Source organism: Sphingobium sp. UBA5915, from assembly GCF_002431195.1.
GTDB lineage: Bacteria > Pseudomonadota > Alphaproteobacteria > Sphingomonadales > Sphingomonadaceae > Sphingobium > Sphingobium soli.
On the sequence record NZ_DJDV01000100.1, the window covers coordinates 102,249 to 120,361 of the forward strand.

17 protein-coding genes and 1 pseudogene are annotated in these 18,113 nt (G+C 65.1%); 13 read left to right on the forward strand and 5 right to left on the reverse strand.

What is annotated here, in order from left to right; genetic code table 11:
* Nucleotides 1-50 precede the first annotated feature (50 nt).
* From B2V90_RS18560 to B2V90_RS18580, 4 genes are all read left to right on the forward strand, one after another.
* The gene (locus B2V90_RS18560; protein WP_013849921.1) at nucleotides 51-1,499 is read left to right on the forward strand and encodes an MBL fold/beta-CASP domain-containing RNA metallo-hydrolase; all 1,449 of its coding nucleotides are present in this window, start codon (nucleotides 51-53) and stop codon (nucleotides 1,497-1,499) included.
* Complete coding sequence (locus tag B2V90_RS18565; RefSeq protein WP_007683378.1) at nucleotides 1,496-3,034, forward strand: thymidine phosphorylase family protein; 1,539 nt, start codon at nucleotides 1,496-1,498, stop codon at nucleotides 3,032-3,034. Before B2V90_RS18560 ends, B2V90_RS18565 begins: the two co-directional genes overlap by 4 nt.
* Nucleotides 3,031-3,939 (forward strand): ribose-phosphate pyrophosphokinase, encoded by a 909-nt coding sequence (locus B2V90_RS18570; RefSeq protein WP_009823969.1) that lies wholly within the window; start codon nucleotides 3,031-3,033, stop codon nucleotides 3,937-3,939. Before B2V90_RS18565 ends, B2V90_RS18570 begins: the two co-directional genes overlap by 4 nt.
* Before the next feature lie 562 nt (nucleotides 3,940-4,501).
* Nucleotides 4,502-5,137 (forward strand): response regulator transcription factor, encoded by a 636-nt coding sequence (locus tag B2V90_RS18580; RefSeq protein ID WP_007683376.1) that lies wholly within the window; start codon nucleotides 4,502-4,504, stop codon nucleotides 5,135-5,137.
* A 26-nt stretch (nucleotides 5,138-5,163) separates the two neighbouring features.
* Here B2V90_RS18580 and cueR read toward each other — a convergent pair whose 3' ends face one another.
* The 4 genes from cueR to copC form a co-directional block, all read right to left on the reverse strand.
* Entirely contained in the window at nucleotides 5,164-5,562 is a 399-nt protein-coding gene (gene cueR / locus B2V90_RS18585; protein WP_004212744.1) for a Cu(I)-responsive transcriptional regulator, read from the reverse strand.
* On the reverse strand, nucleotides 5,559-7,916 hold the full coding sequence (locus B2V90_RS18590; RefSeq protein WP_007683374.1) for a heavy metal translocating P-type ATPase: 2,358 nt from the start codon (nucleotides 7,914-7,916) through the stop codon (nucleotides 5,559-5,561). Before B2V90_RS18590 ends, cueR begins: the two co-directional genes overlap by 4 nt.
* A gap of 394 nt (nucleotides 7,917-8,310) precedes the next feature.
* Nucleotides 8,311-9,255, reverse strand: coding sequence for a copper homeostasis membrane protein CopD (gene copD, locus B2V90_RS18595; protein ID WP_007683373.1), 945 nt, complete (start codon nucleotides 9,253-9,255; stop codon nucleotides 8,311-8,313).
* A 4-nt stretch (nucleotides 9,256-9,259) separates the two neighbouring features.
* Entirely contained in the window at nucleotides 9,260-9,637 is a 378-nt protein-coding gene (gene copC / locus B2V90_RS18600) for a copper homeostasis periplasmic binding protein CopC (protein ID WP_007683372.1), read from the reverse strand.
* A gap of 133 nt (nucleotides 9,638-9,770) precedes the next feature.
* On the opposite strand from copC, the gene B2V90_RS18605 reads away from it, so the two are divergent.
* The 9 genes from B2V90_RS18605 to B2V90_RS18645 all read left to right on the forward strand — a co-directional run bounded on the left by B2V90_RS18605 (nucleotide 9,771) and on the right by B2V90_RS18645 (nucleotide 17,446).
* The gene (locus tag B2V90_RS18605; RefSeq protein WP_086491658.1) at nucleotides 9,771-10,043 is read left to right on the forward strand and encodes a hypothetical protein; all 273 of its coding nucleotides are present in this window, start codon (nucleotides 9,771-9,773) and stop codon (nucleotides 10,041-10,043) included.
* The gene (locus B2V90_RS18610) at nucleotides 10,043-10,483 is read left to right on the forward strand and encodes a periplasmic heavy metal sensor (RefSeq protein ID WP_007683368.1); all 441 of its coding nucleotides are present in this window, start codon (nucleotides 10,043-10,045) and stop codon (nucleotides 10,481-10,483) included. The genes B2V90_RS18605 and B2V90_RS18610 overlap by 1 nt, the downstream gene beginning before the upstream one ends.
* Nucleotides 10,480-11,046, forward strand: coding sequence for an RNA polymerase sigma factor (locus tag B2V90_RS18615; RefSeq protein WP_007683367.1), 567 nt, complete (start codon nucleotides 10,480-10,482; stop codon nucleotides 11,044-11,046). Before B2V90_RS18610 ends, B2V90_RS18615 begins: the two co-directional genes overlap by 4 nt.
* Before the next feature lie 66 nt (nucleotides 11,047-11,112).
* Complete coding sequence (locus B2V90_RS18620) at nucleotides 11,113-13,038, forward strand: copper resistance system multicopper oxidase (RefSeq protein WP_007683365.1); 1,926 nt, start codon at nucleotides 11,113-11,115, stop codon at nucleotides 13,036-13,038.
* On the forward strand, nucleotides 13,038-14,186 hold the full coding sequence (locus B2V90_RS18625; protein WP_007683363.1) for a copper resistance protein B: 1,149 nt from the start codon (nucleotides 13,038-13,040) through the stop codon (nucleotides 14,184-14,186). Before B2V90_RS18620 ends, B2V90_RS18625 begins: the two co-directional genes overlap by 1 nt.
* Nucleotides 14,187-14,276: 90 nt before the next feature.
* Nucleotides 14,277-14,750: a DUF305 domain-containing protein gene (locus B2V90_RS18630; protein WP_007683361.1), complete on the forward strand. Its 474-nt coding sequence runs from the start codon at nucleotides 14,277-14,279 to the stop codon at nucleotides 14,748-14,750.
* A 58-nt stretch (nucleotides 14,751-14,808) separates the two neighbouring features.
* Nucleotides 14,809-16,344, forward strand: coding sequence for a two-component system sensor histidine kinase NtrB (locus B2V90_RS18635; protein WP_007683359.1), 1,536 nt, complete (start codon nucleotides 14,809-14,811; stop codon nucleotides 16,342-16,344).
* A complete protein-coding gene (locus B2V90_RS18640; protein ID WP_007683357.1) occupies nucleotides 16,334-16,957 on the forward strand; it encodes a response regulator transcription factor in 624 nt (207 codons plus the stop codon). Before B2V90_RS18635 ends, B2V90_RS18640 begins: the two co-directional genes overlap by 11 nt.
* Before the next feature lie 81 nt (nucleotides 16,958-17,038).
* Complete coding sequence (locus B2V90_RS18645; RefSeq protein ID WP_086491659.1) at nucleotides 17,039-17,446, forward strand: response regulator; 408 nt, start codon at nucleotides 17,039-17,041, stop codon at nucleotides 17,444-17,446.
* Between the two features lie 62 nt (nucleotides 17,447-17,508).
* Here the strand turns inward: B2V90_RS18645 and B2V90_RS18650 are convergent.
* Nucleotides 17,509-17,823: pseudogene (locus B2V90_RS18650) on the reverse strand (CorA family divalent cation transporter); the annotation flags it as partial.
* Nucleotides 17,824-18,113: the final 290 nt, after the last annotated feature.

The window sequence follows — 18,113 nt, forward strand, 5'->3', positions numbered from 1 at the left end:
GAACCAATGCTGCGCTCACGAACATAATCGTGAGAGGCAGGCCCGCGTCCATGCAAAAGAGAAAGAAACGGCACCATTCCCGCGTGACCATCTTCGAGCGTGAAGCAAGGATCGATCTGGCCAAGCGCCCGGCCGATGGTCTCGGCGTTGCCTTTCTCGGCGCATCGGGAACGGTCACAGGGTCGCGTTATCTGGTGGACGATGGTGAAACTCAGATCGTGGTCGATTCCGGCCTGTTTCAGGGACCCAGGGATCTGCGCCGCCTTAATTGGGCATCGATCCCACCCGAAGTCGCGGATGTCGGCCAGGTGCTGCTGACCCACGCCCATCTCGATCACTCGGGCGCACTACCGCGCATGGCGCGCCTGGGCTGGGACGGGACCGTCCTTGCCACGCGGGCGACCGCGGCCCTGTGCGAGCTCCTTCTTCCCGACAGCGGCCATCTGCAGGAAAAGGATGCGGAGTTCGCCAACCAGCACGGCTTCTCCAGGCACCAGCCGGCGCTGCCCCTCTACACCCAGGCCGACGCGCGTCTGGCATTGCAGCTCTTCCGCCCGATCGAGTTCGGAGCGTGGCATGCAGTCACGGACGGCATCAGGGTGCGCTACCATCGCGCCGGCCACATCCTCGGCGCGGCGTCGATCGAGATCGACTGGAAGGGGCGGACAATCCTCTTCTCAGGCGATATCGGCCGTTACGGCGATGCGGTGATGAAGGATCCCGAGCCGCCCGCGCGCGCCGACTATGTCCTGGTGGAATCGACCTATGGCGATCGGCGCCACGAGCAGGTCGATCCGACAAAGACGCTTGGAGATCATGTCGAGCGATGCGTCGAGAGAGGCGGGACGGTGGTGATCCCGGCCTTCGCCGTGGGACGGGTTCAGTCGCTTCTCTATCATTTCTCGCGTCTGCGCGCGCAGGGACGCCTCCGCGACATCCCGATCTTCCTCGACAGCCCGATGGCGATCAACGCGAGCGGGCTGATGTGCGATTTCATGGACGAGCATCGCCTGGCTCGCGCCGAGTGCGAAGCGGCGTGCAGCGTCGCGCACTATGTGCGCGAAGTGGAGGAATCCAAGGAACTCACCGCCAACCCCACCCCCAAGGTCATCATCTCGGCCAGTGGAATGGCAACGGGCGGCCGCGTGCTCCACCATCTCAAGCGCTTCGCGCCGGATGGGAAGAACCTCATCCTCTTCTCGGGCTTCCAGGCGGCGGGCACCCGCGGCGCCGCCATGATCGGCGGCGCCCGGACGATCAAGATCCACGGCGAGTATATCCCGGTCGAAGCCGAGGTCGCCAACCTGACGATGCTCTCGGCGCATGCCGACAGCGACGAACTCATGCGCTGGCTCGGGTCGCTGCACGAGGCCCCGCGCCACGTCTATGTCACCCATGGCGAGCCGACCGGCGCCCAGGTCCTGGCGAAGCGTGTCTCGGAGGAACTGGGTTGGGCATGCAGCGTACCGGCGCTGGGTAGCTGGGGCATGCTCGCGTGAAGCCCGGGATCATCGAGGACGCCGAAGCAGAGCCTGTCGCGACGACGCTGCGGGCACGCCGCATCGGCCTGTCGGCTGCCGGAAGCGATCTGATCGCGGTCATGCGCCACGACTGTCCCGTCTGCCGCTCGGAAGGTCTTGCGTCCCGCGCGCAGGTCGCGCTGCGCGCCGGCGGGCGGGAAATCGTCGTCTCGCTGCTGCACAGCTCCGCGGAGACTCCAGCGCCCGGCGAGATCGGCCTCTCCGAATCCGCATGGCAGCGGCTCGGCGTCAGCGATGGCGATCCGGTCGAGATCGCGCACGCCCAGCCTCTCGCCTCGCTCGCCGAAGTGCGTCGGCGCATCTATGGCAATCGTCTCAGTGACGGGGCTTTTTCAGCGATCATCACCGACATCGCCGAGCGACGCTATAGCGATGTCCATCTCTCGGCGTTCGTCACGGCCTGCTCAGCGGTCCCGCTCGATACGGACGAAACGATCAGCCTGACCAGGGCGATGGTCGATGTCGGCGAGCGATTGCAGTGGCCCGGAACGGTCATCGTCGACAAGCATAGCGTCGGTGGCTTGCCGGGCAATCGCACCACGCCGATCATCGTCTCGATCATGGCCGCGGAGGGCCTGATCATGCCCAAGACATCGTCGCGGGCGATCACCTCACCGGCCGGCACGGCGGACACGATGGAGGTGCTGGCACCTGTCGACCTCGACGTTTCCGCAATCCGCAAGGTGGTCGAGCGCGAAGGCGGCTGCATCGCCTGGGGCGGCGCCGTCAACCTCAGCCCTGCCGACGATGTGATCATCGGCGTGGAACGGGTGCTCGATATCGATGCCGTCGGGCAGATGGTCGCCTCGGTGCTGTCCAAGAAAATCGCGGCCGGTGCGACCCATCTGGTCATCGACATCCCGGTCGGGCCGACCGCCAAGGTACGCGGCGCCGATGCCGCCGACACGCTCGAGCGGGCGCTGAGCTCTGTCGCCCAAGCCTTCGGGCTTCGCACGCGCGTGATGCGCGGCCCCGGCGCCGAGCCGATCGGACGGGGCATCGGTCCGGCGCTCGAGGCGCAGGATATCCTTGCCGTGCTCCAGGGGCAGCCGGGCGCCGAGGATCTCGCCCACCGGGCCTGCGAGCTGGCGGGAGGACTGCTTGAGCTCGCGGACGCAGCCCCGGCCCGCGAAGGTTATGCGCGTGCGCGGGCGTGCCTCGAAAGCGGCCGGGCCTGGGCCAAGTTCCAACGTATCTGCGAAGCGCAGGGCGGCATGCGGGCTCCACCGGTCGCCCGGTTCCAACAGGATATGATCGCTCCCTATAGCGGCCGCCTGGTGAGTATCGACAATCGCAAGCTCGCGACGGTCGCGAAGCTTGCCGGCGCGCCGATGGCCAAGGCCGCCGGCGTCGCGCTGCAGTGTCGGCTGAACCAGATGGTGGATGCCGGGGCTCCCTTGTGTAGCATTCATGCCGAGAGCCCGGGCGAGCTCGACTATGCGGCGGCCTATGCGGTGAGCGACGGGCCGATCTTCGGGATTGAAGCGCTATGAACCGTCCCGTGCTGTTCGCGCTGTCTGGCAGCGAGGCCCTGGCACAGCCGCTATCCGCCGCGCTCGATGCAGAGGTCGGCACGATCGAGCATCGTCAGTTTCCTGACGGGGAAACCTATCTCAGGGTCGGAAACGACGTCAGCGACCGCGAGGTCATCCTGCTGTCCAGTCTCGATCATCCGGACGCCAAGCTGTTGCCGCTGCTGTTCGCAGCCGACACCGCGCGCGATCTTGGCGCTCGCAGGATCGGGCTCGTCGCCCCTTACCTCGCTTACATGCGCCAGGACATACGCTTCCATGCCGGCGAGGCGGTGACGTCGCGAACCTTTGCTGCGATCCTGTCTCGCCATCTCGACTGGCTGGTGACGGTCGATCCGCATCTCCATCGCTACCATGAATTGTCGGAAATCTACCGCATCCCAACCCAGGTTGTTCATGCCGCGCCGTTTTTGGCCTCGTGGATCAAGCGCAATGTCGCTCGCCCGCTGATCATCGGTCCGGACCTGGAAAGCGAACAGTGGGTCTCGCAGGTGGCGGCCGATGCCGATGCTCCGTTTCTCGTGTGCGAGAAAATCCGATCCGGCGACCGTCACGTCACCATCTCGATTCCGAATGCCCCAGCGTTTCTCGATCGCCAGCCGGTGCTGGTCGACGATATCGCCTCATCCGGTCGGACCCTCACCGAGGCGGCGCGCCAACTGGTCGGCATGGGGTTCGCGCGACCGGATTGCGTGGTCGTGCATCCGCTTTTTGCCGGCGATGCAGCGCAGGTTCTGGGTGGGCTTGTCGAAAGGATCGTCAGCACGAACGCGGTTGCACATGCGTCGAATGATATAGACGTCATGCCAGCGATCGCGGAGGCCGTTCGCCACCGGATTGAATGGCGTGCTGCGCGTCAGTTCTAAGACGGAAATGAACGCCCGGCAAACGCTGTGCGCGTCCTCATCCATTGACCCTAAACGAGTCCGAACCAATCTCCTGAGATCTCCCTTTCGGAGAAAATCGCGGCAGGGAAGGAGGATATGTCGTGTCGCACACACGCTCGTTCATCGATCCCCTCGACGTTGCTGGGCACCTGAAGCTTGAGCCCGAAGTAAAGCGCGCCACCCTGCTATCCTGGGCGTCCGATCGCGCAGCCGTCAAGGGCCAACCCGCCCCCCTCGCCCGCCGGGCGCCAGTAACCCGCTGCCGGTCGACGATGTGATGGAAGCGTAGCGATGGCTCGATCGCGCCGAGGGCGGCGCGGGCAACTCGCATGCATCGTCCGGAGCAGAGACCCGGCAATGAGCCGCAGCGACCGCGGCATTGGTGTGAGCGGAGTAGCCGAACCCTCACAGTTTCGCTGTCCTTCGCCGTTTTGCCTCGCCAAATTTTTACTCTTGACCTGGGACCATAGTCCAACGTGCAGAGAAGTATCCCTTGAAGCGCTGCCCTCGCGGCACTGCGTATTGATCGATCTCGGGGGCTATGGGGAACAAGCGCGTCGTGCATATCGTCGATGACGAAGAGACAATACGAAAAGCACTAAGTTTCACGTTGCGGACCGCAGGGTTTGCCGTAGAAGCCTACGCTTCGGGGCCGGAGTTTCTGTTGAGCGCAGAGGACGCCGAGAAAGGCTGCGTGGTTCTCGACATGCACATGCCCGACATGGACGGCCTGCAGGTTCAGGCGGAGCTGACGCGACGCGGTATCGACATGCCCGTCGTGGTGCTGACGGGCAATGGCGATCCTACGCTCGCCGTACAGGCGATGAAGGCGGGCGCTGCCGACTTTCTCGCCAAACCGGTCGAGAAGGCCGCATTGCTCGGCGCGATCGACCGCGGCTTCAGCTGGCTTGAGAGTATAGCCCGTCGTGCCTCCGAACAGGCCGACGCTCTTTCGAAAGCCGCGAGACTGACGCAGCGCGAACGGGCCGTTCTGAGAGGAATTTCGCGAGGCTATCCAAATAGCCTTATCGCAGATGAACTCGGCGTCACGTCGCGCACGGTCGAGCTGCATCGGGCCAGTCTGATGATCAAACTCAACGCGCAAAGCCTGCCCGACCTGTTGCGGATCGCTTTCGCCGTCGACCTGCACGAATCGACCGAAAACGGGCACCCCTAAAATTCTCGGCCGTGCGATGCCGGATGCTATGCGGATCGGGCCGCGGCCAGTTCGGCGATGATCGGACAATCCGGCCGCTCGTCGCCTTGGCAGCGCTCAGCCAGGTCGATTAGCGTGTCGCGCAGCGCCGTCAACGCCTCGGCTTTGCGCTGAAACTCATCGGCGCGGGCAAGGGCAAGCCGCTTCACCTCCGCGCTGGCACGGCCGGTATTGGCCCAAAGGCTGAGCAACGTGCGGATCTCCTCGATCGGGAAGCCGAGATCGCGGGCATTGGCGATAAACCGGAGGCGATGGAGGTCGCGCTCGCCATAGTCACGATAGCCAGCACCCCGACGCGCCGGCGCCGGGATGAGGCCGATCTTTTCATAATGGCGGATCATCCGCTCAGAGACGCCGCTCTGCCGTGACGTCTCGCCGATGTTCACAGTGCTTTCCGGTTGAGGCGCAGCGCGTTGGTGACCACGCTCACCGAAGAGAGCGCCATCGCCGCCGCCGCGATAATGGGCGAGAGCAGAATACCGAACAGCGGATAGAGCGCACCCGCCGCTACGGGCACGCCCGCGACATTGTAGATGAAGGCGAAGACGAGATTCTGGCGGATGTTCGACATGGTCGCTTGGCTGAGCCGCCGCGCCCGGACGATGCCAGTCAGGTCGCCCTTGAGCAGCGTGACGCCAGCGCTCTCGATCGCGACGTCGGTGCCGGAACCCATGGCGATGCCGACGTCGGCGGCGGCCAACGCGGGGGCGTCGTTGACACCGTCGCCGGCCATGGCGACGACCCGCCCCTCGCGCTTGAACCTGGCGACCACGGCGCTCTTCTGATCGGGCAGCACCTCGGCTTCGACCTCGTCGATGCCCAGGCGTCGGGCGACCGCTTCCGCGGTCGTGCGGTTGTCGCCGGTCAGCATGACCACGCGAATGCCCTCCGCCTTGAGCGCGGCGAGCGCTTCTGGTGTCGTGGCCTTCACCGGATCGGCGATCGCGAAGGCGCCGCCGACTGTGCCGTCGACCCCGATGAAGATCGCGGTGGCGCCATCCCGGCGCAGCGCGTCGGCCTGGCTGGCGAGCGCATCGGTCGCAACCCCTTCGTCGGCAAGGAACTGCGCATTGCCGAGGACGATGCGCCGCCCTTCGACCGTGCCGAGCGCGCCGCGCCCGGTCGGCGAGTCGAAGTCGATGACGTCGCTCGTGACGATGCCGCGATCCTTCGCGGCCTCGACGATTGCCAACGCGAGCGGATGCTCGGACGCCCGCTCGACCGAGGCGGCAAGACGCAGCAGCTCGGCTTCGTCGAAGCCGGGCGCCGGCACGACCTGGGTGACGGCAGGCCGGCCTTCGGTCAGCGTGCCTGTCTTGTCGACGACGAGAGTGTCGACCTTCTCCATATGCTCGAGTGCTTCGGCATTTTTGATGAGGACACCGAGCCCGGCGCCGCGGCCGACCCCGACCATGATCGACATCGGCGTTGCCAGCCCCAGTGCGCAGGGACAGGCGATGATCAGCACGGCGACCGCCGCCACCAGCCCATAGGCGAAGCGCGGCTCGGGACCCCAGATGCCCCAGGCGATGAACGCGACGGCCGCGACCGCGATGACCACGGGCACAAACCAGCCCGACACCTGATCGGCCATGCGCTGGATCGGCGCGCGCGAGCGCTGCGCCTCAGCGACCATCTGGACGATGCGTGCGAGCATGGTATCGCGGCCGACCTTGTCGGCGACGATCACCAGCGCACCGGTCTGGTTGAGCGTGCCGCCGATCACTGTGTCGGCCTTTGCCTTGGTGACGGGCATGGATTCGCCGGTGACCATCGACTCGTCGAGCGAGGAGCGGCCGTCCTCGACTACGCCGTCGACCGGCACCTTCTCGCCCGGCCGCACCCGCAGGCGGTCGCCCACCGCAACCAGATCAAGGCTGATTTCCTCTTCGTTCCCATCAGAACCGATCCGGCGCGCGGTCTTTGGTGCAAGGTTGAGCAGCGCCTTGATCGCGCCCGAGGTGCGTTCCCGCGCGCGCAGTTCGAGCATCTGGCCGAGCAGCACGAGGACGGTGATCACCGCGGCCGCCTCGAAATAGACGGCAACCATGCCGTCCTCGCCGCGGAAGGCCGGCGGGAACAGCTGAGGCGCGAGCGTCGCGATGACGCTGTAGATCCAGGCGACCCCGGTCCCCATCGCGATCAGGGTGAACATGTTGAAGTTGCGGGTCTTGAGCGAGGCCCAGCCACGCTCGAAGAACGGCCAGCCCGCCCACAGCACGACGGGTGTCGCCAGCACGAACTGGATCCATACCGAGATAGACATCGGCACGAGGCGATGGATCGCGGGAAAGACATGCGCGCCCATCTCGAGGATCAGCACCGGGAGAGCCAGCACGAGGCCGACCCAGAAGCGCCGCGTGAAATCGACTAGCTCGTGGCTGGGGCCGCTGTCGGCGGTCACGGTCGCGGGTTCGAGCGCCATGCCGCAGATCGGACAGGACCCGGGATGGTCCTGGCGGATCTCGGGATGCATCGGGCAGGTCCAGATCGTGCCTTCGGGCGCCGCGACCGGCGGCGTCGGCGGGCCGAGATAGCGCTCGGGATCGGCGATGAATTTGGTCCGGCAGCCCGCGCTGCAGAAATGATAGCTTTCACCGCTATGCTCGGCGTGATGCGCCGTGGTCGCCGGGTCGACGGTCATGCCGCAGACCGGGTCCTTGACGCCGGTCGCCGCTTTAGCGGTGCCGTGGCCGCCGCAGCAACCGCCGCCATGCGCCGCTCCATGTGTCTCGTTCATCGCCTCGCTCCTTTCGACGCCTGACGATCTAGGGTCTGACACCGTGTCAGGGTCAATACGTAATCGCCTAAGTGGCCAAATCGGCGGGCCCGTTCGCTTGGCCGCCATCAGGCCGGGGAGCACGCCGTCGGCATTGGGCTGGGTATCGTCGATGCCATCGAGCCGCTGCACGGTCAGGCGGAAGGCGAGCCGCATGAGACCCGTGCTGGCGGCCATAATCGGCGATTACCAGGCGCCAATCCGGGCGCAGCATGGCAAGCATGGCGGCACGCCACCGCTTCTCCCGCGCCCACAGGCGGATCGCGCGATCATAGTCTTTCGTCGATCCAGTCCCGCGCGGCGGGGTGTACGATTGCATTGGCTTCTCCCAACGCGAGGCGTTCGAAACGATAAACTACATCGACATGGGTGGCGACAGTGTCCCCAGCCAGGCGACCAGCCCGAGAATGACGATCGCAAGACCGCCTTCGACGACGAGGCTCGCGCGCAGCAGCGCCTGCGCCCGTGGCGCGTCCTCTTCCTCGATCGCCTGCGCAAGTGCCGGGGTCAGGCGATAACGGTTGAGCGCGGCCAGGCCCAGCATGCCGGCGAAGAGCAGCAGCTTGGCGATGAGCAGCAGGCCGTAGGTCGACTGCCCGAGAGACGCGATGTTGCCCGGGCCGACCAGGAACCAGCCGTTCACCGTCCCGGTCAGGATCAGCAGGGCGACGATGATCGTGCCGACGAAGGAGAAGCCCCGCAGCGCTTCCTCGGCGAGCATGACCCGGTCCATGTCTTCAGTGGCGAGATCATCGGTTGCGAGCCTGGTAAGAACCAGCGCAAGGAATGCGGCAAGCGCGCCGACCCAGGCGCCCGCGGCGAGCAGATGGATGAGATCGGCCCCCAGTTGCAGCCAGCCCGCCTCGCCTTCGCCGGCCGCGCCATGCCCGCTCCAGGCGAGGGTCGCGAGTGCGACCGCGCCTGCCAGAGTGGAGGCGATGAAGGCAGGACGGGATTGCCGGCGATAGAAGGGGATGGAGAGCAGAAGAACGAGGAGCGCGACGAGGCGCGCCTTCAGCGCCGTTCCCATGGACGTGCCGTTGAACAGCTCTGCGACCATGGAAAGATCAGGCTGGGTGAGCGGCAGCCCGGTCATGGCCGCTGCCTGCAACGCGAACCCCAGCGCCGACAGCAGGAGGGCGAGACAGGCGAGACCGGCCACCATTGCTACCATCGGCAGATGCCGCTGTACCATCCGGCCGCCGCCGGGCGCATAGAGCGCGAACAGCGGCAGGCCGAACAACAGGCCGAGATCGACGTAGAGCGCCCAGCGGACGGCGACGAGTGCCACGTCGTTCATGGCGTCACTTGACGGTAAAGGCGAGATTGCCCTGGATGCGGTGCGTGTCGGTCGAGACGACGTGCCAGGCGACCTGATAGCTGCCCGCCATGAGCGGCTTGGCGAGCGTCAGCACGAGCGTCTTGTCGCCTTCGACGGACGTCTTGAAGCCGGTTACCGCCATGCGGTGGTTGGGCATGCCGGGCATGCCGGTCATCACGATCTCGGCGCCCGACAGCTTCGGCATCAGACCTTCACTGAAGGTGAGCGTTATACGCGACGGCGCCGAGACGCTGGCGTTCGCGGCGGGCGTCGAGGACACAAGCTTGGGATGCGCGTAGGCCGGAGCAGAAACACTCAGGCCGACGGCGGCGATAACTGCGAGAGGCGAAAAGAAACGCATTGGAACATTCTCCTGTAGATCCCATGAGACAATACGCAGCCCGAGCCCCCACCCCTCGCAATTATTCTTTTCAATCTACAGCAAGGGTTCCTGGACCATCGTGCGTATTGATGGATGAAGACGGAGAAGCACCATGGATGAACTTGACCACCTGCTCTCGCGGTTGCGCGATGCGCCTCTCGATCCCAGGCTCGGCGGCCTGGAAAGCCGGGTCATGGCGGAAATAGCGCGCATCCGGGCCATACCAAGCCTTGGCGCTATGACGTTCGGCATCGCGGCCGCAACCGCGCTGTTCATCGGAATTGCCGGCTCGGCAGTTTCGACACGGTCTGTTGATGCCAAACCGCTATCGCCCTTCGATGCTCGGCTCGCGCTTGCGCCCTCGACGCTGCTGAGCTCGCAGTGATGCGCGACCGCCGCCGGCTCCTGCTCCTCGTCCTGGTGACCTTCGCCGCGGCGATCGCTGGCGTTGTCATTGGCCGCGTCTATGTGGTTCCAGTGCGCCCGGTCGAAAATGAGCTGCACGAGCTGCTCCATCGCGATCTGAAGCTGAATTCAGCGCAACACAGCCGACTCGAGACAATCGAGAAGAACTACGCGATCCGGCGTCAAGCGCTGGAGGCCGAATTGCGCGCCGACAATGCGCGTCTCGCGGAAGCGATCGAAGCGGAGCATGGCTATGGCCCGCAAGTCGCAACTGCGGTGGATCGCTCGCACCAGGCCATGGGCGCGCTGCAGAAAGAAACACTTGAGCATATCTTCGCGATGCGGGCCGTGCTGCGCCCGGATCAGACGGACAAATTCGACGACGCCGTGGTGAAAGCGCTGACGGCCAAATCCGAATGACCGCGTGCCTCCCCGACTGCTCGGACGGGGAGCTCGCGGCTCTGGCGCTTGGAGGCCGGCAAGCGGCCTATGGCGAGCTGGTCCGCCGGCATCAAGGTTGGGTTCACCGGCTCGTGCGCAGCCATGTCGGATCTATGGATGAGGCATTGGATGTCACCCAGGCGAGCTTCGTCGCGGCCTTTGCCGCACTCAACCGCTATGACGTAACCCGACCCTTCCAGGTCTGGATGTCCCGGATTGTCATCAACAAATGCCATGACTGGCGGCGTCGGCGAGCGGTTCGAAATTTCTTTGCCCTAGCCCTACCGCTCGGCGAGGCGGACGGCGTCGCCGACGACGCACCGCTGCCCGATCAGGCGATCGGGGCCGAACAGCAGCTCGCGCAAGCAATGAAAGCGATTGCTGCCCTGCCGTCTTCCCTCAAGGACACGCTTATTTTGCGTACGATCGACGAGAAATCGGAAGCTGAAACCGCCGAAATTCTCGGGATCAGCCAGAAGGCGGTCGAAACGCGCCTCTATCGAGCTAGGGCACGCCTTTCGGAAATATTAAAGAAAGTTTGAGGGGGATGAGGCCATGCTGCGTATTCCCAATAGGTACGCCCTCTTTCTTAAAGCTGAGACAACCCAATGATTTCTGCTCTCGACCGCCGCCAGTTCCTCCGCGGCGCGGCCCTCGCCGGCGGCGGCGCAGCATTGTCAGCCTGGCTGCCGGCCTGGGCGCAGACGATCTCGCCGGGGATGCGACCGACGCTGCCGACCGTGTCGGGCGAAGACATTACGCTCACCATCGCCCGGCAGTCGATGACCATCGACGGGCGCAAGTTCCGGGCAATCGGCCTCAACGGCACGGTCCCCGCCCCGCTGATCCGGCTGCGCGAGGGCCAGCGCGTGCGGCTCAACGTCATCAATCAGCTGGAGGAGGACAGCTCGATCCACTGGCACGGGCTGATCCTGCCGGCCAATATGGACGGTGTGCCGGGCGTGTCTTTTCCGGGCATCAAGCCGGGCTCGAACTACCTCTACCAGTTCTCCGTCGTGCAAAGCGGCACCTACTGGTACCACAGCCATTCAGGCCTGCAGGAACAGGAAGGCCATTACGGCCCGATCATCATCGATCCCGCCGGTGCCGATCCGGTCGCCTATGACCGCGAGCATGTCATCGTGCTCGCCGATCACAGCGCGCTCTCGCCGCAGGCGATCTTCCGGCGCCTCAAGGTCAACCCCGGCCATTTCAATTTCCAGCGCCAGACCCTGGCCGGGCTCCTGTCGGGCAAGGATCAGCCGCTCAAGGACCGGCTCGACTGGGGCCAGATGCGGATGGACCCGGCCGACATCTCCGATGTGACCGGATCCACCTACACCTATCTCGTCAACGGCCATGGTCCGATGGACAACTGGACCGCGCTCTTCACCCCGGGCGAACGGGTGCGGCTGCGGGTCATCAATGCGTCGGCGATGACCACCTTCAACGTCCGCATCCCCGGCCTGCCGCTGACCATCGTCCAGGCCGACGGGCAGAATGTGGTGCCGGTCACCGTCGACGAGTTCCAGGTTGGTGTTGCCGAGACCTACGACGTCGTTGTCAGCCCAGGCGATGACAAGGCCTACACCCTTGTCGGCGAGGCGATCGACCGCTCGGGCATGGCGCGTGCCACGCTCGCGCCGCGCGCCGGCATGGCCGGCGAGGTTCCCCCCTTACGCAAACGGCCGCTCGCCGACATGAAGGACATGGGCATGGACATGTCCTCGATGCCGGGCATGGAAGGCATGGACATGTCGGGCGGCGCTATGCGGGGCGTCGATCCGACGGCCGAGAAGAACGCGTCCGCGCGCCTCGCGACCGGCGCGGCGGCAGCGATGGCGACCATGGACAATAGCGCCATGGCAGGCATGGATCATTCGGGGATGGATCATTCCGCGATGAGCGGGATGGACCACGGCGCGATGGGCGCCGATGGCCAGATGGCGGGCATGGACCATGGCGGGCACGCGATGGGGTCGATGAAGATGCGAGACTTCTCGAACGCGCCGCAGGTGAAGCGCGACCCGAGCGTCCAGACCATCTCGCCGATGCCCGTCGACCGCACCGGCGAGCCCGGCCAGGGCCTCGCCGACGTCGGCCACAAGGTGCTTGTCTACAGGGACCTGATGGCGCTCGATCGCAATCCGGACGTGCGCGCGCCGAGCCGCAGCATCGACATTCACCTCACCGGCAACATGGAGCGGTTCATGTGGTCGTTCGACGGCGAAAAAATGTCGGACCATCACGAGCCGATCCCCTTCATCGAAGGCGAGCGGGTGCGCGTCAATCTCATCAACGACACGATGATGGGGCATCCGATCCATATTCACGGGCATTTTTTCGAGCTGGTGACGGGGCATGGCGATCATGCGCCACGCAAGCATACGGTAATCGTCCAGCCCGGCGGCAAGGTGACCTGGGACTTCACCGCCGACGCGGTCGGCGACTGGGCCTTCCACTGTCATCTCCTCTACCACATGCATGCCGGGATGATGCGGGTCGTGAGCGTCCGTCCGAAGGGAGACGCGTAATGACCCGCATCCTCACGCCGCTGGTGAGCGCGATCGCCCTTTTCGCTGCCGCGCCCGCCTTTGCCCAGGATCATTCAATGCACGGCATGCCCGGCATGGCGCCGCCGGGCGAGGTGCCGCCGGCGCAGGAGAAGAAGAAGGACAAGGCCGCCGCCAGGCCGCGCGCTCAGACACCAGCGCCAGACGCCACCTCGGCGATGGACCATTCGCAGCACCAGGCCAGTCCTGCGCCGCAGGGAGATGCGGCCGGTCAGCCGCAACCCGCGTCTCCCGCGATGCCGGACATGCCGGGCATGGACCACTCCCAGCATCAGGACGGCGCGATGCCGGACATGCCCGGGATGGACCATTCGCAGCATGGCCAGACCGCCATGCCCGGCATGCAAATGACCGGCACGGCGCTTCCGGCCGGCAATGCGCCCCCGCCGCCTCCCCCCAGCGACCACTTCGCCGATCGTGATTTTCCCGGCGCCGAGATGGCGCGCTCACGCGACATCATGATGAAGGACAGCGGCGGCAACAATTTCGGGCAGGTGCTGCTCAACCTGTTCGAGTATCAAGCGCATAGCGGTCGCGATGGCTATCGCTGGGATGGCGAAGGCTTTTACGGCGGCGATATCAACCGGCTCTGGCTCAAGAGCGAGGGCGAAGGCGAGTTCGGCCGCGGCATCGACAGCGCGGAGGTGCAGGTGCTCTATAGCCGGGCCATCGACCCCTATTTCAATCTTCAGGGCGGTATCCGCCAGGACTTCGGCCGCGGGCCCGACCGCACTTACGCGACGGTCGGCGTCGAGGGCCTGGCTCCCGGCATGTTCGAAGTCGAAGGCGCGCTGTTCCTCTCGACCAAGGGCGATGTTCTGGGCCGGGTCGAGGGCTATTACGACCAGCGCATTACCCAGCGCCTGATCTTGCAGCCGCGCGCCGAGGTCAATTTCGCCGCGCAGGATATTCCGGAGAACGACATCGGTTCGGGGCTGGTCAACATAGAGCTCGGCGCGCGCCTGCGCTATGAGTTCAGCCGCCAGTTCGCACCCTATATCGGCGTCTCTTATCTGCGCAAAGCCGGCGACACGGCGCGGCTGTCGAGGCTTGCCGGCGAGGACGTCCATGCCACCAGCTTCGTCGCCGGCATCCGCTTCTGGTTCTAGCATCGGGACGGCTGATGGCGGGGGCGAACAGGAGAGCGGGGCGTTACACTGAGACCCAGGTCGGCCTGCGCCGAACGAAGGAGATACGCCATGGATCATTCGTCCCACATGAGCACACGGAAGATGGGCGCCTATTGGAGCCTGGCCTTCCAGACCGTCATCAGCGGCGTCATCATGTATCTGGTGATGTTCGTCATGATCGACGGGCTCGACAGCTTCTACAACAACCTCAACATGCTCTACATGACGCTGATGATGGTCTCACCGATGGTGGTGCTCATGATCCTCGCCATGCGGCACATGTTCCCGTCGAAGGCCGCCAACATCGCGCTGATCGCCGCGTCGCTGGTCGCCTTCTTGGGCAGCTTCGCGTTCATCCGCACGCAGACCACGATCGGCGACACGGCCTTTCTGCGCTCGATGATCCCACACCACTCCGGCGCGATCCTGATGTGCCAGGAAGCAAAGCTGAGCGATCCCGAAGTCATCCGGCTTTGCGAATCGATCAAGCGCTCGCAGCGGCAGGAAATCGACGAAATGAAGGCCATACTCGCGCGGCGCTGAGTGGCACGGTCCGGCTACGCCCGGATACGTGCGCCCGGCCGGGCGTGTGAGCCGGCCGATGGTCTACACGAGGCGCGGGCCCGACGAGATTGCCAGGGAGGTGGCGCGGCTTGCGCCGCTGTTCCTGCGACAGGCTGGCGGCCACGTCCTGACGCTGCTCGATCCTTCCGGGATGGTGCTGAGCTATAATGAAGAAGGCGAGCGTGCCGAATGCTGGCCGCTCGATCGCGTCCTGGGACAGCCCCACGACCTGTTCTACCCGCCCGACGAGATTGCGGCGGGGCGTCCAGGCGCAGACCTGGCGGCCGCCCTTCACGAGGGCACGCTGGAGCGCGAAGCGTGGCGGGTCTGCGAGAACGGCGCGGAATATCTGGCGCGCCTGACGATCACCGCACTGTTCGAAGGCGACACACATCGCGGCTTCGCCTGCATCAGCCGCGATGTCACCGACGAGGCGGCGGTCCGCGCATCGATCGAGACCCGCGAGCAGCATCTGCAATCGATTCTGGCGACGGTGCCGGATGCGATGATCATCATCGACGAGACCGGCGCCATCACGTCGTTCAGCGCAGCGGCACAACGCCTGTTCGGCTACAGCGAAGCCGAGCTCGTCGGCCGCAACGTCTCCTGCCTTATGCCCCAGCCCGATCGCGACCGTCACGACGAATATCTCGCGCATTATCTGCAGACCGGCGAGCGCCGGATCATCGGCCTCGGTCGCGTCGTGGTCGGCCAGCGCCGCGACGGCTCAACCTTCCCGATGCAGCTGTCGGTCGGCGAGGCCGGTGAAGACGGGCAGCGGTTGTTCACCGGCTTTATCCGGGATCTCACCGCCAAGGAGCAGGATGAGCTCAGGCTCAAGGAACTGCAGGCAGAGCTGGTCCATGTCTCTCGGCTGAGCGCGATGGGCACGATGGCCTCGACGCTCGCGCATGAGCTCAACCAGCCGCTTGCCGCGGTCGCGCTCTATCTCGAGACGATCCGCGACATGCTCGACGAGCGGGACGACGAACCCTTCGTGTCGCTACGGTCGGTGATGGATGATGCGGCACAGGAAACGCTGCGGGCCGGCCATATCGTCCGGCGCCTGCGCGATTTCGTCGCCCGCGGCGAGGTCGACAAGAGCCTCCACGAGCTGCCGCAGGTCATCGCCGAGGCGAGCCAGCTCGCGCTGGTCGGTGCACGCGAGCGCGGCATCCGCAGCTTCTTTGCGGTCGATCCCGCCGCGACGCTGGTCCTCGTCGACAGGGTGCAGATCCAGCAGGTGCTGGTCAACCTGATGCGCAATGCCATCGAGGCGATGGCGGAGTGTCCGGTTCGCGACCTCAAGGTGGCGACCAGGTTGCGCCCTGACGGGCTGATCGAGGTGACCGTGGAGGATACCGGTCCCGGCATCGCGGACGGAATCCGCGAGCAGCTCTTCACGGCGTTCAACTCGACAAAGGCCGACGGCATGGGCCTCGGCCTCTCGATCTGCCGGACCATCATCGAAGCGCATGGCGGCCGTATCTGGATGGAGCGCCCCGACCGCGGCGGCACCCGCTTTCATTTTACCTTGATCCATGCGCGGGCGGAGGAGGAACATGGGGGATAGACGCGTCATCCATCTGGTCGACGACGAGGAGAGCATCCGCAAGGCGGCGAGCTTTGCGCTCAAGACCGCGGGCTACGACGTCGTGACCTATGCCTCGGGCGTGGAGTTTCTCAAGGAGGCGAAGTCGGCGGCCGTCGGCTGCGTCATCCTTGACGTGCGCATGCCCGAGATGGACGGTCTCGAGGTTCAGGCCGCCATGGCAGCACGCGGGGTCAACATGCCGGTCATCGTCCTGACCGGCCATGGCGACGTGTCGGTTGCGGTGCAGGCCATGAAAGGCGGCGCGGTCGACTTTCTCGAGAAGCCCTTCGAGAAAGCGGCCCTGCTCGGCGCCGTCAGCCGCGCGTTCGCGCGTCTCGACGATGTCGACTTTCGCACTCTGGAAACCTCTGAAGCCGGCGTGCGGGTCGCTGCACTGACGCCCCGGGAGCGTGAAGTGCTGGAAGGGCTGGCGAACGGCCTGCCCAATAAGACGATCGCCTATGACCTGGGCTGTTCATCGCGAACGGTCGAGGTCCATCGCGCGAGCCTGATGGCCAAGCTCGAGGTCCGCAATTTGTCCGAAGCCCTGCGGATCGCCTTTGCCGCGGGCATGGGCCGCAAGCCGAAGTGACTGCGACCTCTACGTAGCGACGGGACGAGGCGCGATATGCGATCGATGGTGCAATCGTCACACGGGTGTCCGCTTCTCGCAATGCCATCGGTCCGTTCCACTCAGCATGATGGCAAATACACCATCCTCGTCTCCGACGACGATCCCGGCGTGCGGCGTGGCCTCCAGCTGCTGCTGAGATCGCGCGGCTATGCCGTGTGGGGATATACGACCGGCCACGCGCTGTTGGCCGACCCCCGCGCGAAGGAGGCAGACTGCGTCATCCTCGACTATCGCATGCCCGACATCGACGGATTCGCGATGCTGCGTCACCTTCGCGAGATCGGATGGTCGGGACGCGCCATCATGATCTCAGGCTTTCACGACACGCTGCTGGCCTGGCGGGCCGCCGAGGCGGGCTTCGATCACGTTCTCGCAAAGCCTTTGATCGGCAGGGCTTTGCTCGATGCGTTGGACCGGCACCGCGCCGAGGTTCTGCGAAAGCATTGAGTTATGGCGGCCGGCCCCCGGCAGCCTCAGCCCGGCGCGATGTGGAAAGCCGATCTGCGCCGTCAAAGCCAGTGGCTACGTTTGAACCGGATGTAGAGCCCAATGCAGACCGCAGCGATGACGCCGAGGATGACGAAATATCCCCATTGCGTCTTCAGTTCGGGCATATTCTCGAAATTCATGCCGTAGATTCCGGCAATCGCGGTAGGCACCGCGAGGATCGCGGCCCAGGCGGCAAGCTGACGCGTGATCGCACCCTGGCGCTGCTGTTCGAGCAGGTGACTCGCCTCGAACACCGAGATCAGGATGTCGCGGATGCCGGTGATGGCGCTCTCAACCCTGAGCATGTGATCGAGCAAATCACGGAAATAGGGTTTCCTTCTCACGATCTGGCTTTTGAGCCATTCGAGCATGGAATCTTTTGCCATCATGGGCGTCGTCGTCGCTCTCGGCAGCATCGTCTACCGGGCCAGCATCCGCCGGTCATCAACGTAGGGGTCACGACGGTGGAGCGAGCGGTCGGCTCTTCAAGCCCAACGCGATCGGCTCATTTCTCGCTCACCAGTCGTGAACTAACGGCAAATTTGTCAGAATTTGAGGGTGAAAGTGATTTATGGCCCTCATTTTTGTTTCAAGCAGCGCCTGCCGAATGCATCTCTGCGATTGA